The sequence below is a fragment of the Cesiribacter sp. SM1 genome (assembly GCF_020178975.1).
GTDB lineage: Bacteria > Bacteroidota > Bacteroidia > Cytophagales > Cyclobacteriaceae > Cesiribacter.
Genome location: NZ_JAHXBU010000040.1, coordinates 78,738 through 94,763, shown reverse-complemented (window position 1 = coordinate 94,763; position 16,026 = coordinate 78,738). Strand labels below are relative to the sequence as shown.

Genomic DNA, 16,026 nt, shown 5'->3' with positions numbered 1-16,026 from the left:
CATTTAACACGAATAAAACTGTATGGCCACTACTGAGAAGCCTGCCAAGAAAAAGAAAAAGAAAGCCACGAGTGGAACCAAGCAAAAAGTACTTAAAGGAATTGTAATTGCCCTGTGGGTGATGTTCTTTGGTGTTGTTGTTGGCTTGCCGCTCTACATTTATACGGTTAGCATTAACTTTCTTGGTCTCTATGGGGGCATGCCTGGCTTCAGCAGCCTCGAAAACCCCGAAAACGACCTGTCAAGTGAGCTTTACAGTTCCGATGGGGTACAGTTGGGCAAGTACTACCGCAAAAACAGGGTTAACGCAACCTACGAAGAGCTCTCGCCAAACCTGGTAAAAGCCTTAATTGCCATTGAAGATGTACGCTTCGAGGGCCACTCCGGCATTGACCCCGAAAGTATGGGGCGTGTTGCCTTTGGTGTTGTAAAGTATGCTGTTACCGGTAATAAAGGTAACCTGGAAGGCGGCGGCAGTACCCTTTCGCAGCAGCTGGCTAAAAACCTCTTTAGCCTTCGCAGCGACGAAAGATACGAAGGCAAGCTCTATGGCATTAGCCGCAACATTGATATGCTCTTTAATAAAACCAAGGAGTGGATCACTGCAGTGCGGCTGGAGCGTTCTTATACCAAAAAGGAAATCCTGGCCATGTACCTCAACACGGTTGAGTTTGGCAGCAACTCTTATGGTATTAAAACAGCCTCTCAAACCTTTTATGGTAAAAACCCTAATGAGCTCGATGTGCAGGAAGCTGCAACCCTGGCCGGTATTGTACAGGCACCTTCACGCCTAAGCCCTATTTACCATCCCGATGCAGCCCAGCTTAAGCGTAACACTGTAATTCTGAAAATGGCAGAGCATGATTACATCAGCCAGGCTACTGCCGATAGCTTAGTGCAGCAGCCTTTAGCCCTGAAGTACAGTGTAGAGAGCCATAACCAGGGCGTAGCGCCTTACTTCCGCTCTGTAATTAAAGACTTTTTAACCAGCTGGGCCCGTGAGCATGGTTATGATATTTATGAAGATGGCCTGAAAATATACACTACCATCGACAGCCGCCTGCAGAAATATGCCGAAGAAGCCGTTTCCGGCCATATGAATAAACTGCAGACCAAATTCGAAAAAGAATGGTCTGGCAGAAATCCCTGGGTAGACGAAAGCAACCGCGAGATAAAAGGCTTTATTGAGCAGGAAGCAACAAAGTCTGAGCACTACAGGAAACTGGTGCGCAAGTACGGCAAAGGTGCTGATTCTGTTGCTATAGTAATGAATGCCAAGCGCCCTATGCGTATTTTCTCTTACAAAGGAGAAATAGATACGCTGATGTCGCCAATGGACTCTGTTCGCTACTATAAGCGCTTTTTACATACCGGCTTTATGGCCATGGACCCTTATTCCGGCGCTATCAGGGCCTGGGTAGGTGGCATAGACTTCAAGCACTTTAAGTTCGACCACGTAATGCAGGGTAAGCGCCAGCCAGGCTCTACCTTTAAGCCTTTTGTATATGCTACCGCTATAGAAAACGGTTACTCACCCTGCTATACTGTTTATGATGTACCCCGCAGTTACCCAACCGGAGGAGATCCCCCAAGCTGGTCACCTTCAAACTCAGATGGCAAGTTTACCAACCAGCCTATGAGCCTTCGGGAGGCCATGGCCCAGTCCATCAACTCTGTAACTGCCGATATCATGTATAAGATGAAGCCCGAGAACGTAATTTCTCTGGCAAGGCGCATGGGCATTAAGAGCGATCTGGAGCCTGTACTGGCACTGGCACTTGGCACCAGCGATGTATCGGTATATGAAATGGTAGGTGCCTACAGCACCTTTGTAAACAAAGGAGTGTACACCCAGCCTTTCTTTATTACCCGCATTGAAGATAAAAACGGAAACGTGCTTTTCCAGCCACAGCCTAAAACCGTAGAAGCCCTTAACGAAGAAACTGCCTACCTGATGGTGCACATGCTTAAAGGTGGTACAGAACTGGGCGGCGGTACAGCACTTGGCCTGAGTCGTGAACTGCGCCACAATATTGAGATTGGTGCAAAAACAGGTACTACTCAGAATGCTTCTGATGGCTGGTTTATGGGTATTACCCCTGAGCTGGTTGCAGGTGCCTGGGTTGGCGGCGATAACCGCAGTATTCGTTTCCGCAGCTGGCTTTCCGGCCAGGGTGCCCGTACGGCCATGCCTATCTGGGAAGACTTTATGCTGAAAGCCTATAACGCCCCGGAGCTGGATATTGACCAAACCAGCTTTGAAACGCCACGTGAACCACTTAGCATCGAAATTAACTGCGCGCAGTATAACCAGAACTATGGCGGAACCCCTACGAGTGAACCAGACACTTCTGGTATCAACACACAGGCGCCTATAGATCCGGGTGATATATTTTAAATAACTTTTAAAGCGTATTTTAGTAAACTTTTACAGCTGGTTACCTGCCAGCTGTAAAAGTTTTTCTTTTTTTAGGCTTCTGTATGCAAGCATCTTACTACACCCCCGACCAGATTGGCCTGCTGCCTCTAGAGCCGGGCATTTATAAATACTATGATGAAGACCGCCGGCTTATTTATGTAGGTAAAGCCAAAAGCCTGAAAAAGCGGGTTAGCAGTTATTTCTCTAAACAAACCGGTGTAGACCGGAAAACGCGCAAGCTGGTATCAGAAATACGCTTCATCGAGTTCACCATAGTGAACAACGAGTTTGAGGCGCTGCTGCTCGAAAACACACTTATCAAGGAAAACCAGCCCAAGTACAACATTTTGCTGCGCGATGATAAAAGCTACCCCTACATCTGCGTAACTAGCGAGCGTTTTCCGCGCATTATAGCCATCAGAAGGTTTGAACCTGGCCTCGGCACCTACTACGGCCCCTTTGCCTCTGTAAAGGCCATGAATAATGTATTTTACCTGCTCCGGAGCCTCTATCATATCCGTACCTGCAGCCTTAACCTTTCAGAAGACAATATCCGGAAAGGAAAATTTAAAGTATGTCTGGAGTACCACATTGGCAATTGTAAAGGCCCCTGCGAAAACCTGGTTTCGGAAGAAGAGTATAACAGAGATATAGAGCAGGCCGAGTACATTTTAAAAGGCCACCTGTCGCAGCCCCGCCAGTACTTTAAAGAGCGTATGCAGGAGGCTGCCAGCCAGCTTGAGTTTGAGCAGGCCCAGCGCTACAAAGAAAAGTATGAGCTGCTGGAAAAGTACCAGGCTAAATCGCTGGTGGTAAATCCTAACATTGCCGATGTAGATGTTTTTGCCATTACTTCTGATGAGAAATGTGCCTTTATCAATTACCTCAAGGTAATTAACGGTGCCATAACGGTAACCAAAACCGTGGAGGTTAAGAAAAAGCTGGAAGAAACAGATGCAGATATTCTGGCCCTGATCATGGTAGAGATGCGCAGCCGCTACAACAGCAATACCCGTGAGATCATTACCAACATACCACTGGAAATAGAGGTGCAGGACCTCCATATATCGGTACCTAAAATAGGCGATAAGCGCAAGCTTGTAGAGCTTTCGCTCAAGAACGTAATGTACTTTAAGAAGGAGCGCATGAGCACCCTGGAGGATCAGCGCAATAAGCCTCACCGCGTTGTACTGCAGCTCCAGAAAGACTTATCGCTGAAGAACGCTCCGCTGCGGATTGAGTGTTTCGATAACTCTAACATACAGGGCACCAACCCGGTAGCTGCTATGGTGTGCTTTATTAACGGTAAGCCCGCTAAAAAAGAATACAGGCACTACAACATTAAAACTGTAATAGGCCCCAACGATTTTGCCTCCATGCACGAGGTGGTTGGGCGCCGGTACAGAAAGCTGGTAGAGGAAGAAATGCCCCTGCCCGATCTTATAGTTATTGACGGTGGCAAAGGCCAGCTCAGTGCAGCAACAGATGCCCTGAAGGAGATTGGTGTTTACGGGCAGATACCCATTATAGGCATTGCAAAAAGGCTGGAGGAACTGTACTTCCCCGAAGACCAGTACCCCCTTCACATTGATAAAAAGTCTGAATCGCTTATGCTGTTACAGCGCATACGCGACGAAGCACACCGCTTTGCCATTACGCACCACCGCCAGAAAAGGAGCAAAGCTGCCTTTACCAGCCAGCTGGAGAGTATATCAGGCATAGGCGAAACAACTGTTACCCGGCTGCTGCAGCATTTCCGCACCGTACAGCATATACGCGAGGCCCCTTTTGAAGAAGTAAGCAAGATTGTTGGCAAAGATAAAGCCCAGCGTGTAAAAGATGCATTAACACAAGCACCCGGTGAGGTGCCATCCGAAGACAGTAAATAATACCCTACTTTAATGTAATGTGCGTTAAGGATTAGCATCAGCGTTAATTGCTCCTTAATCGTCATCCCCGCGCAGGCGGGGATCTGTCAGATAAAACAGGAATGGTGGTGATTTCACCTAAAGCAAACTTTGCATTAACTACAAAAAAAAGAGCCACCAATATGGTGGCTCTTTCTGATAGATGTTATGAATGTGCATTAAAATTCCCAAAGTTCGTGCTCCATTTCCAGGAGCTGCATCTCTATCCACTGGGAGGCCATCAGACCTTTACCTTCGTAGATATCGATTAGCTGTGAGTCATCAGGGTTAGCCACCTTAATGATTCTACCATTAAACAGGCGTAATGTAAAAGCGTCGGCAAGGTTCATATGAGCGGCGCTGTTATGCGGGTTAAACCAGATGGCTTCGCCCGGCATGCTGCGGAATAACGCTTCCACATCTTTATACTTGAATACAGCCACCTCGCGTAATAAGCCTGTTTCAAATTCAGAAGCAGGAATTACAAGCTTAACAGCTAAAACATCCCAGTATAAACGGCTGCGGCGTTTATCGAAGATCATATCTTCCATAAGCTCAAGAACCGTAATCTGGCGTGGCAGGAACTCATTAGCAGCAGGCGCTGCAGGAGCTGCAGTTCCAGTACCAGCATTGGCATTATTGTTAGCATTGGCTGCACCATTGTTACCCCAGCCGCTGTTTGTATCCCAGCCGCTGTTTGTTTCCTGGCTAAAGCCCATTGCTTTTTCTTCCTCTGTTAACCCGCCACCTGTATCAGGCATTTGCAGGTTTGCAATGAAGTCTTCGCGCGACATACGTGTCTTCAGCGAGTCATTCTGATAAGGCGTCAGAACACCAGCCTTTACAGCTTCAATCAAAATCTTGCTGATCTCGTTATTGAAGGCAAAGAAAGGCTTATTCTGCTTTTCTTTTAAGTCGATGCGACGCCATACCCGTTTTTTCAGCAGGATATCCGATTCGCGGATAGGACGTACGGAGTTCTCATTGTACTCCATGCTCCTTTCCTGTGCTACTACGGGGCTGGTAACTGCCAGGAAGAGCGCAAATGCACCTATGTACCAAAATCTTTTCATATACACCTATTTAACAAAAATCATTAGTCGTTTATCGGAATGGTGAAGGTTTTAGTACCCATTGGTACATCCAGAACTTCTTTCTTGAAGTTCATACGCTTCACATCATTCACTTCAATTACAATCCTGTCTCCACCTTTAGCTTTTGCAGCCCACTGACGAAGGTTTACTTCAGGACCACTTACTTTTTGCTGTTCAACAGGACGGTTACCACGTGCCAGGTATACTGTATAACCTGTTACACGGAAGTTAGCGTCATTAGGTAAGAACTCTTTAAAGCTGGCGTCAGCATCGGCTCTCATTACCAGACGGCCTAACTGCGAAGCTTTGATACCAGTTTTCTGGTCAAGCTCACGGCCACCATCTGTTGGGATGATCTCTGGCTTAGGCACCAGACGTACGCTGAAGTTTTCGCTGCCAATGAAAGTACCGCCGCTGCTAACGTTTAGTTTAACGTTTTTAGAGTTTGGTACCACTACAACTACACCACGCTTGTTGCCTTCAATTGCTGTTGCACCTTCTGCAGTAAAGTTTGGCTGGTAGTTGTTACCCAGCGCTGGTACCTGAACGTTAAGTTCGTTACCGCACTGCAGGTAAAGCGCCTGTACTGATGCAGACTGCACCTGAATTACCGGCTTCGCTACAAAATACTCAATGTTGTTGGTATATGTAGTATCCTTACCACCAGGAAGGGTTACTTTAATCTCTGCTTTGTAAGTTTGCTTAGACAAACCTTCTGCATCGTAGTTGCTGGCTGTAGCCGGGAACTCAACTTTACCGAAACCATCTGCTACCGGTACTTTTTTACCGTTCACAAACATATCGGGGTTGATGCTGGAAGAAGAAGCGGCGATAAACATGTCTGCTACATATTTAGTACCAGCTGCTACTACTTTAGCTTCCGGACGTACCATTGGCACAATTTTGTCGAACTTCACGTCCTGTGCACCTACACTGCGGGCCAGTTCGTCAAGCACTACCTGCTCACGCATCAGTACTTCAGTTTCGAATTGTGTGATGGTTGCCAGACCAGCTACAAGTGGCGTTTGCGCGAAGTTAAGCTCAGCAAAGCTCTTGTTGTTCTGGTTAGGGTTGTTTGCAAAGATTGGGTGTTCAGAACCGCTGTAAGCGATTGGATCTACCTTTACACCAGCCTTTTGCTGAAGAAAAGCTGCATAATCATTCAGCATGCTTTTCAGCTCTTCGCCTTTTCCTTTATTGATCATCAGGTTGGCAAGGTATTCCTCGTCACTGATGTTCTTTGGAGATACACCGTCTTCGTCTACGCCACCAGTTCCTTCAACAATTTGTGTTTTAAGCTCGTTTAGTTCTGCAATCACTTTTTGAGTGCGCTCGCGAACTTCACGGGCTTTATCTAAAACTGCTACGTCGGCTTTACGGTTTCCCTGTTCGTCTACCTGTTTCTGAATTCGGGCTACTACCTGAGAGTTTCCTGAATTTGATTCGGCAACTGTGCTTTCCAGGCTTCGGTTAATGAAGATGAACTTCTCGAGTACTGTGTTGCTCACCTGCAAGGCGAGCAGGGCTGTCAGCACCAGGTACATCATGCCGATCATCTTCTGCCTGGGTGTTTCTTTTCCTCCTGCCATTTTTCTTTTTTTAAGGTTTTAGGTACCTGCTAAATTGATTAAGGAGAGAATTAGCGGGCTTGCTGTCCGCCACCACCACGCATAGCAGTCAGCATACTGCCATATACATTGTTCAGTGAGCTTAGGTTAGTAGTAAGGGCTGAAAGCTCTTTCTTGAACTGCTCACTTTCTTTGCTAGCCTGCGACATGTTATCCATAGCGCTGGAAATGCTTGCATAGAACTTGTTCATTGCCTTAACGTGGCTGTTGGCATCCTGAAGTTCCATTTCGTACACTGCATTAAGTGCACCAAGGTTCTTGGTAACGCTTTGTACCTGGTTGTGGTATTCTTTGGCATCTTTGCTGGCGCTTGCCATGGCAGACATTGCCTCAACAGTAGCTCCGTAAGATTTGTTCATTTCTACCAGCGACTTAGAAGCGCCACGTACATTGTTAGCATACTCTTCGGTAGCAACAGCTGCATTACCAAGGTTAGCCATTTGTTTGGCATTAACAGCCAGCTGCTGCATACCCTGACCAAGGCTTTGGATAAGCTCTGGACCAATTTTGTTGCTTTCCAGCATTTGGTCTAGCTTTTTAGTAACAGAACCATTGCCACTGTTATTTTGTACAGCCAGACGACCTGCAGGCTCACCATCCCAGTCTTCAGCCAGCTCAGGATAAACGCGTGACCAGTCAGGGTCGTTATGCTTAGGTTCAAAAGCACTAAGGAAGAATATGATCGCTTCTGTTAAGAGACCTACAAACAACATTTCGTTCGCACCTTCTAAGTGAAGGATTTTGAAGAGTGCACCAATGATTACTACTGCGGCACCAATGCCGTAAACTTTGGGCATGATAGAACCATAGAGGAGGTTCATGAATCCACCTTTCTTTCTGCTCATTTTAGTATGGGTTAGGGTTTTATGATGAAGCTTTTTTAGAAATCTTGTCTTGAACGGCCAATGTGAGTCATGGCACAACGGAAGCCAATGTAAGAGCGGGCCGAATCCTGGTACTCAAAGCTGCGAGTACCTGTTTGCAGGAAGTAAGACACGTCTTTCCAGGAACCGCCACGAATTACTTTACGTGGTTCAGTTTCGTCGAAATAGGTAGGGTTAAGGTCCCATACCAGGGGTACTGATGCTGGGTTGAAGGCATCTTCGCACCATTCAGATACGTTACCGGCCATATCGTAAAGGCCAAAGTCGTTAGCGAAGTAAGACTGCACCGGAGAGGTATAGGCGAAACCATCGTCGTAATAGTTACCGCGGCCTGGCTTAAAGTTTGCCAGCATACAGCCTTTGGCGTTACGGATGTAAGGGTTACCCCAGGGGTAGGTTGCCATATCGCGGCCGCCACGTGCGGCATATTCCCATTCAGCTTCAGATGGTAGGCGGAAGCTTGGCATTACAAACTCACCCTGGCTTACACGGTAAGCGTTCAGGTAATCGGTACGCCACTGAGAGAAGGTTTTTGCTGCAACCCAGTCAACACCAACAACAGGATAGTCGTCGAACGCAGGATGCAAATAGTAATATTCTGTAAGCGGATCGCCCATGTGGTGGGTAAAGTCTTTCATCCACACGGTTGTATCAGGATACAATTCATTAAAGATGAAATCTTCGCCAAGCGTGCTCACAGAGTCCTCGATCATGGACATGATGAACTGACGATACTCATTGTTTGTAATTTCGGTATCGTCCATGTAGAAGCTGCCGATAGTGATCTGCTTGTTGAAGTTAATCTGCGTAGCGGCAATGTCTTCTTCGGCCTGTCCCATGTGGAACGTACCAGCTGGCACAACCACCATTCCGTAAGGAACGGTCATTACCCAGCCTTCGCGGCCTTGAACACCCACCAGCTCGCCGTAATCTTCTCCGGCTCCACCACCGAACAGGCCGCAGCTTTGCACTGTAGCTGCTGTAGCTATTAACATACAGTAGGTAATAGCTTTCCTGAGGGATAGCACTTTAATCATAACACCTTTTTTGTTTAACATCTATTTAGCACCTGTAGACCCAAAATTATGCGGTCTACTTATTCTATACCTGTCAATACCAGTCAAAATCTGTAGCTTGTAATATTTAACCGGAATTGTAGAAAAATTAACACACCTGTCTATTCTTATCTTTTATAACGCAACAACCTGACTGTTATTGGCTTATTCGTGCCTAAATCTTGGATCACGAATAATTTTTTTTCTGTTAGGCTTAGCCTGAGGCATTGTATAGGTTATCAATGCTTCATGCGAACCCGCGCCTGATTTTGCATCCCGTCCTTTTACCACATAATCAAAAGAGTAGCCAAAACGTAATGATTTGTCTTTTAGTACGCTATAACCCGTAATTATGTTTATAGATTCCCCCTGCCTGAAAGATAATCCTGCCCAATATTTATCATCAATGTTACCTATCGCGGAAAGGGTAAAGTTATATGTATTAAAATCAGACTGCACCAGTAAGGATGGAGTAATGATCACTTTACGGCCGTACTCGTAGTCATAACCAAACAACACATACATATGGTTCTCAAGCGGGTTGGTGGCAAGATCATTTGCATATTGAAATTCACTTTTCACCAGGTGACTAAACGAAACCCCTCCAAATATTTTAGAAGACTGTACATACACACCTGCACCAAAGTCTGGCTGTATTTCGTAAGCCTGGCCTAACTTTAACAGCGGATCATCAATATCGTTTGGTTCAAACCGTCCTTCGTCTATAGATTTTGCTACAGCACCAAAACGGGCACCAAAGCTCAGCTTGGTTCTAAGCTCTTTTAAATGGAGATGATAAGCATAAGAACCCTGCAGCTGCAAGGTAGACACCGGCCCCGCCCTGTCTTGCACAAAGTGAGTACCAAAGCCACTGCTCAAGCGGTATATAGGGGTTGTAAAGCTCACCACCTGCGAAATAGGATTACCATAACCATAGTTTGCCCACTGGGTGCGGTGCACGGCTGTGATTTTGGTTAACCCCTCAACACCTGCATAGGCAGGGTTATAATACAGAGGGTTGAAAGTATATTGCGTAAACTGAGCTTCCTGCTGAGCCAGCAATTCTCCGCCACCCAAAGAAAAAATGGCAATCAGGAAATAGTATATCTTGCGCATAGGCCTAATGATCTGCATTTAATATAAACGAAAAATCCGGAAAAACCGGATTTATTGCAATTTAAAAATGTGCAGAATATTTACCTTAAGAATGTAATATTTCCTATTTTATTTTATTAGCCTTCTTAATATAGAGCTCCAGCGCTCCCGTCATGGAAGGTGCATTTGGTTGCGGAGCCTCAATATCAAGGTGTAGGCCTGCATCCCGCACTGCTTTTGCCGTTGTTGGACCAAATGCAGCAATTCGGGTTTCTTTCTGCTTGAAATCAGGAAAATTCACAAATAGCGAATTAATTCCCGATGGGCTGAAAAAAGCAATGATATCATAGTTTACATCGGCCAGGTCTGAAAGATTGCTGGCAACGGTGCGGTATATGATCGCCTCAGTATAGGCAATATTGTTGGCTTCCATAAACTCTGGTATATCTTCTTTGCGAATATCAGAGCATGGGAAAAGGTATTTCTCGTTTTTATGCTTTTTAATGATCTCAATAAGATCATTTGCTGTTTTAAAGCCGGTAAATACCTTACGCTTACGCACTACAATGTATTTCTGCAGGTAATTGGAGGTTTGCTCCGATATGCAAAAATATTTCATATCTGCCGGTATCTCTACTTTACTCTCCTGAGCCAGGCGAAAGAAGTGATCCACAGCATTACGGCTGGTAAAAATAACGGCAGTGTGCGCCAGTATATCAACCTTTTGTTTGCGGAAGTCTTTCAGGTCTGCAGGCTCTATCTGAATGAAGGGTCTAAAGTCTACCTTTAGATTATACTTCTCTGCCAGCTGGTAGTAGGGAGATTTACTGTCGCTGGGCTTAGGCTGAGATACGAGAATGCTCCGGACTTCTTTTAGTTTAGGCTCTTTTTCCTTGTTTGTCATACAGTTTAAGCTGTTTGCTCAGAAAGAATGGCTAGTCTATTAATAGTTTAAGACCAACCAAAAGCGGCAGTATTTCTGTGGCGCAAAGGTACGAAAATAAATAGGTTTTTCTAAACTCGGCTAATTGCATTAGCTTAAAAAAGATCAGCCCAATACGCAGTAACGCAAATACTAACAGCACTTTTAGCAGAATTTCGGCACCCACAGATATCTGCAGGGGCAGGCTTAGAAAAACAACCGCCACCGCAGCCAGCAGAACCGAGAAAAACATTTGGGATACACGCAGAAAATCGAAATAGTGAACAGCGGCAAATCCCTGAAAGTTGAATACACCTGCTGTTATCTGCAGCATAAAATATTTTACCAGCTGCAGCAGCAATACAAGACCGGTTAACCGCAGCCAGGTCCAGAAATAGGTTCCAAAGCTGGCCTCCGGACCTAACCAGCCTAACTCCGGCCAGTAACCTGCAGCATTCAGCAGCACCATCAGCAAAAAGCCAAAAAGCCCACTGTAAAGCACTATAAAGAACAGTTGCCCGGGCCCGCCCAGCTTATAGGCAAAAGCAGAATTGAATGAAGGCCTTGTGGTAAGCACTTCTCCCAGGTTATAATAGCTTTGAAAGACCCGCGGAAAGAGGTTGCGCATTACCGCCAGGCCTGCCATCAGCACAATAAGCACCAGCACAAAAAAGTCATCGAAACTGCGCGAGGGGCGCTCCTGCACTCGAAGGAACTGTTCCCCTACGTGACTTTCCACAACAGGCAGGGTTTGCTGCCCCACCACAGCAATTTGCGCCTCGTCTAGCGACAGGGGCTGCCGGTAGAGCGTAACAAGGCAACTATCGCCATATAGGGTGCGCAGGCTATCCATGGCATATACCCATGATCCTGCCTTATCATAATGCGCTACTACATTTTGATTGATCAGCAGAGAAGATCCCTCGGAAGCGCCAACCAGCAATAAATAACTCTGGTACTGGCGCAGCGGCAGCCAGAAATTTGCAGCATTGGAGGGAAAAGGAGTACCCCTTACATAGGGCAGGTAGGTTTCGTAATCATCATCGTACACCAGCAAATCTGCCTTTAGGTTATGCACAAGTGCATACTGGCGCCCCTGCACCTGCAGCAACTGGGCCAATGCCGGAACCGACAACAATAAAAACAATAGTAAAAGTCTTGCGCTACGCTTTAGCATACACTTTAGCTTCCCCTCTGCCAAACACTTCCAATAAAATACTGATAGACACCGCCAGTCCTACTTGGGTTAACAGCAGCACTGTGCTGCCCCACTCAGAAAACAGAATAGTTATCACAATCATCCCCATGTTCATCATCAGCATAAGCGTTACCACCATGATCTGCGGCAGCCCCAGGGCCAGGAAGCGGTGGTGCAGGTGATTCTTATCCGGAGAAAAAGGCGAACGGCCCCGGCTGATGCGTATGGCAAACACACGCAGGGTATCGAATACCGGAATGAATAAAACAGCAACTGCAGTGGCGGGCGCAGCAGGTACCGCCTGTATTTCCATAAACTTTATAGAGAGCACCGCTATCACAAAGCCGGAAAGCAGCGAACCGGTATCGCCCATAAAGATACGGGCCTTGTACATATTATAACGCAGAAAGCCCAGGATACCACCGGCAAGACAAAAAGCCACAAAGGCATACTCTATGCTGTAGAAATAGAAGAAGGTTCCAAAGCAAAGCGATATAGCCAGTATGATGGTACCGGCCAACCCGTCGAGCCCGTCGATAAGGTTAATAGCATTGGTAATGCCCACAATTACCAGGAATGTAAAAGCATAGCTGATGCCCAGCTCAAGCTCATACACCCCCATAAAGCCCTGAAGGCTGGTAATGCGGATGTCGCCCATGAACATAACAATAAAAGTGGCTACGATCTGACCGAAGAATTTCTTAAAGGCAGATACCGTGATGATATCATCTTTGATGCCTATAAAAAACATAACGATACAGCCAGCCAGCAACTGTTGAACACCATCGCCAAATTTACCAAAAATGGTAACGGCAGACATAAAGCCTGCAAAGATGGCAAGCCCTCCCAAACGAGGCGTTAGCATCTCGTGGATGGTACGGTGGTTTGGTTCATCAAGAAGCTTTTTTGTATGGCTGATGTGTATAACTGAAGGAACGGTAAATAGCGAAACAATCAGGGCCCACACGAATGCGATCAGCAGACTCAGGTACATAGAGGTGGCTTTGTTGCAAGATCAAAAATAGTACTAATTTCCCTCATCACAAAACATATCAGAAGCGACTAGTGTATCCAAAATGCACTTGTGAGTTTTTTAATGAAATTGTCTGATTTTGCTGATGCCCAAGGGCATACACCAGACTAAACTGGCCGGTTCCGGCCTGCAGACTTAGCCCTGCACCGGCACCCATGGGCCAGTCGCGGTAGCTTGTAGCAGGCAGCTTGTACTGCAGCAGTCCAAGGTCATAAAACAGAAAAACATAAGAAGAGTTTCCAAGCTGCTGCCTGATTTCTGTCTGAAGCAACGCATATTTACTGGCAAAAAGTGATTTTTCCCGAAAGCCCCTGACAGACTGCAGCCCACCCAGGCGATAAAGGTCGGGCAGGAACAGGTTTTCATCGTACAGCAACGCCCCATTTGCCTTTAAGGCAAGTACTGTTCTGGCAGCCAGCGGCCAGTAGCTTTGAGCATCCAGTGCAGCGGTTAGCTGCAGATTGGTACCCAGATTATCGGTACTGCCATCGGCCATGCGCGAGATATGCTTGGGCCCTGCCAGCACCCCCGCCCCCAACACAACTCCCTGCCGGGGCAGCAGGTGGTTATCCAGTTTTTTGTACTCTCCCCTGATGCCGTACTTATGCACCCTGAAACTGGCAAGGTTTGCACCCCTGGCATCATCCAGCAGGCGTGTATCTTTAAACTGGTACTCCAGGCTAAGCAGTAAACCAGCTTTTTGCCGGGCCTGCAATGCCACCCTTGCACTTCTGTTCAGGAACTGCTCCTGTTCTTTCAAAAGATTGCCCTCCAGCACAAGTGTTACAGGAGAGCTTAGCAGGTAAGGGTGCCTATAGGCCAGATCCAGCTGTTGCGACTCCTCATTTAGCCGCTGCCAGTTAACGGCAATGGTTTTGCCGCCGCCAAAAGGGTTCTGCAAAAACAAGTCGAGCTGGCCGGTAAGTAAAATACCGCCGGTGGGCCTGCTTTGCATGCCCAGGATCCCGTCGATGCGGTTAGCCGGTTGCCGTCTTAGATTAAGCAGCAGCCTTGCCTGGCGGTTCTGGAAACTTAAAGCCGGGGCATCGCTAAGCCTGATGTAAGGAAGCTCCTCTAAATGCTGCAGGGCCTCTTCTATGCGCTGCTGGCTAAAAGGAGCTCCCGGTATAACACCCAGGTGAGCTGCCAGAAAGCGCTGTTTTATACGTACCTCGCCCTGTATCTGAAGCGAATCGAATGTGATGTAGGGCCCCGGTTCATAATAGAGTGCTGCAGCTATGCTGTTTTCACTGATCTGCAGGGAATCGAGCCGTACCAGCGCAAAAGGATATCCTTTATTTTCAGACAGCTGCACCAGGCGCTGCATCAGGCGGGCCACCTGTTTGTAGGAGAAAGGCTTTTGCCTGTAAAAGCGCTCCCGGTAGCCGGCCTCCTGCAACAGGCGCTCCTCTACATTTCCCCTGTTTAAGCTCAGCCAGCTATAGGGCTCAGCTGCTGCTATGCTCACCAATGTGCTATCGGAGCCTTGCTGTAAACTTGTAAAGCGGGCCAGTAAGTAACCATCGGCATAGAGCTGCTGCAGCAAAAGGTGAGCTTCCTGCAGGGCTGCCAGCGAATCTGGCTGCTGGCGCTGGTACCGGTACCTGGCAAGTATCGGAGCATCTGCCGGGGCAAAGGGCTTTATTTGCAGCACATGCTGGCCACAAACAGGGAGTGCAGCCAGGAGTAAGAGGCTAAATGCTATCGTTGCTAATATTTTCACTGCCCCTAATTAACAAATTTTGCGGCAACCCTTTATAAACAGCAAAGGCGCACTTCTATTGTGCGCCTTTGTTTGGGGTGTAGTATAAATTTATTGTTTAAGGTGTATGGCTCAAAAAATGCAGAGTTGTAGTGCTCAATTATGATACCATAAGCCTTGTACAATGTATAAAATTAATGGGCCATGGCCTGCTCATTGCCACTTTTCAGGTTAATGGTGCGGGTAACCGGGTTATAAGGGCTTTGCACCAGGTTTCCATTTTCATCCAGCAGCTCTAGCTTAATAGTAGTCTCTCCCATTGGTAAACCTGTAATGTGGTATGGCTTCCAGTCGGTGATCATAAACTCCTGGCCGTTAATGGTAGCACGCACTTTCTTTCCATTCTCCGACAGCTCGGTGTTTACCAGGTAAAAGTCCAGCATAATTCTTTCGGTATCTTTACCTGTATAATCGCCTTTAGGGCGGCTGTAGAACATATGCGGTGCATTCAGGTCTATTTGCTCGCTTTGCGGAGCATTACCTACTGTAAACTGCCTTAACACATATGCCTCGGGTGTTTTGATACTTTCATGATAAGAGCGGCTCAGGAAAGAAAGCTCCACATGATGACCATCGCTCAGTTCTTTCTGGTAGGTTGTTTCATAGAGCGCATCATAAGGCTCATTATCAACAATCAGGTGTATGTGCTGACCTTTTTCTGAATTGGCAAGCATGTTGGCATGCTCGCTTTCTGTCATTTTAGTGAGTTCGTAGTTTTTGATGTTATACTGAAATGTTACAGGGCCCGAGGGTAGCTTTGCACCATTCTCTGGCTGAGTCTGCTCCAGCATGGCATCCGGAAATTCAGGCGAGTTTTCTGCTTTCTCCAGACCTATGGAACCGGTTGTACCTGCTTGCCCTGTAGTGTTGGTAGTGGCTGTAGTATCGGCGGTATTTTCAGCTCCCTGGTTGGAGCCGGAATCGCAGGCTGTAAACATGGCTCCTGCCACCAGGCAGGAAAATAATAACGTCTTTTTCATAACTGTCCTTTGGTTGAATACTTATACTCTTTAGCAAAAGTAATTAAAA

General features: G+C 46.8%; 12 protein-coding genes. 2 read left to right on the top strand and 10 right to left on the bottom strand.

Annotated elements, in window-relative coordinates:
* Positions 1-22: 22 nt before the first annotated feature.
* Together KWJ01_RS05510 and uvrC are read left to right on the top strand one after the other, a co-directional pair.
* On the top strand, positions 23-2,398 hold the full coding sequence (locus KWJ01_RS05510) for a penicillin-binding protein 1A (protein ID WP_224995423.1): 2,376 nt from the start codon (positions 23-25) through the stop codon (positions 2,396-2,398).
* 83 nt (positions 2,399-2,481) lie between these two features.
* The gene (gene uvrC / locus KWJ01_RS05505) at positions 2,482-4,308 is read left to right on the top strand and encodes an excinuclease ABC subunit UvrC (RefSeq protein ID WP_224995422.1); all 1,827 of its coding nucleotides are present in this window, start codon (positions 2,482-2,484) and stop codon (positions 4,306-4,308) included.
* A 197-nt stretch (positions 4,309-4,505) separates the two neighbouring features.
* Here uvrC and gldN read toward each other — a convergent pair whose 3' ends face one another.
* The 10 genes from gldN to KWJ01_RS05455 form a co-directional block, all read right to left on the bottom strand.
* Positions 4,506-5,399: a gliding motility protein GldN gene (gene gldN, locus KWJ01_RS05500; protein WP_224995421.1), complete on the bottom strand. Its 894-nt coding sequence runs from the start codon at positions 5,397-5,399 to the stop codon at positions 4,506-4,508.
* 23 nt (positions 5,400-5,422) lie between these two features.
* Entirely contained in the window at positions 5,423-7,009 is a 1,587-nt protein-coding gene (gene gldM / locus KWJ01_RS05495) for a gliding motility protein GldM (protein ID WP_224995420.1), read from the bottom strand.
* Positions 7,010-7,059: 50 nt separating this feature from the next.
* Entirely contained in the window at positions 7,060-7,893 is an 834-nt protein-coding gene (gene gldL, locus KWJ01_RS05490) for a gliding motility protein GldL (protein ID WP_224995419.1), read from the bottom strand.
* 35 nt (positions 7,894-7,928) lie between these two features.
* A complete protein-coding gene (locus KWJ01_RS05485) occupies positions 7,929-8,927 on the bottom strand; it encodes an SUMF1/EgtB/PvdO family nonheme iron enzyme (RefSeq protein ID WP_224995418.1) in 999 nt (332 codons plus the stop codon).
* A gap of 225 nt (positions 8,928-9,152) precedes the next feature.
* The gene (locus tag KWJ01_RS05480) at positions 9,153-10,103 is read right to left on the bottom strand and encodes a type IX secretion system membrane protein PorP/SprF (RefSeq protein WP_224995417.1); all 951 of its coding nucleotides are present in this window, start codon (positions 10,101-10,103) and stop codon (positions 9,153-9,155) included.
* A gap of 103 nt (positions 10,104-10,206) precedes the next feature.
* Entirely contained in the window at positions 10,207-10,986 is a 780-nt protein-coding gene (locus tag KWJ01_RS05475) for a uroporphyrinogen-III synthase (RefSeq protein WP_224995416.1), read from the bottom strand.
* 31 nt (positions 10,987-11,017) lie between these two features.
* Complete coding sequence (locus tag KWJ01_RS05470) at positions 11,018-12,181, bottom strand: DUF4271 domain-containing protein (RefSeq protein ID WP_224995415.1); 1,164 nt, start codon at positions 12,179-12,181, stop codon at positions 11,018-11,020.
* The gene (locus tag KWJ01_RS05465) at positions 12,168-13,196 is read right to left on the bottom strand and encodes an MraY family glycosyltransferase (RefSeq protein WP_224995414.1); all 1,029 of its coding nucleotides are present in this window, start codon (positions 13,194-13,196) and stop codon (positions 12,168-12,170) included. The genes KWJ01_RS05470 and KWJ01_RS05465 overlap by 14 nt, the downstream gene beginning before the upstream one ends.
* Positions 13,197-13,254: 58 nt before the next feature.
* On the bottom strand, positions 13,255-14,958 hold the full coding sequence (locus tag KWJ01_RS28270; RefSeq protein WP_224995413.1) for a BamA/TamA family outer membrane protein: 1,704 nt from the start codon (positions 14,956-14,958) through the stop codon (positions 13,255-13,257).
* 173 nt (positions 14,959-15,131) lie between these two features.
* On the bottom strand, positions 15,132-15,977 hold the full coding sequence (locus KWJ01_RS05455; RefSeq protein ID WP_224995412.1) for a phosphopeptide-binding protein: 846 nt from the start codon (positions 15,975-15,977) through the stop codon (positions 15,132-15,134).
* Between the last annotated feature and the right edge of the window lie 49 nt (positions 15,978-16,026).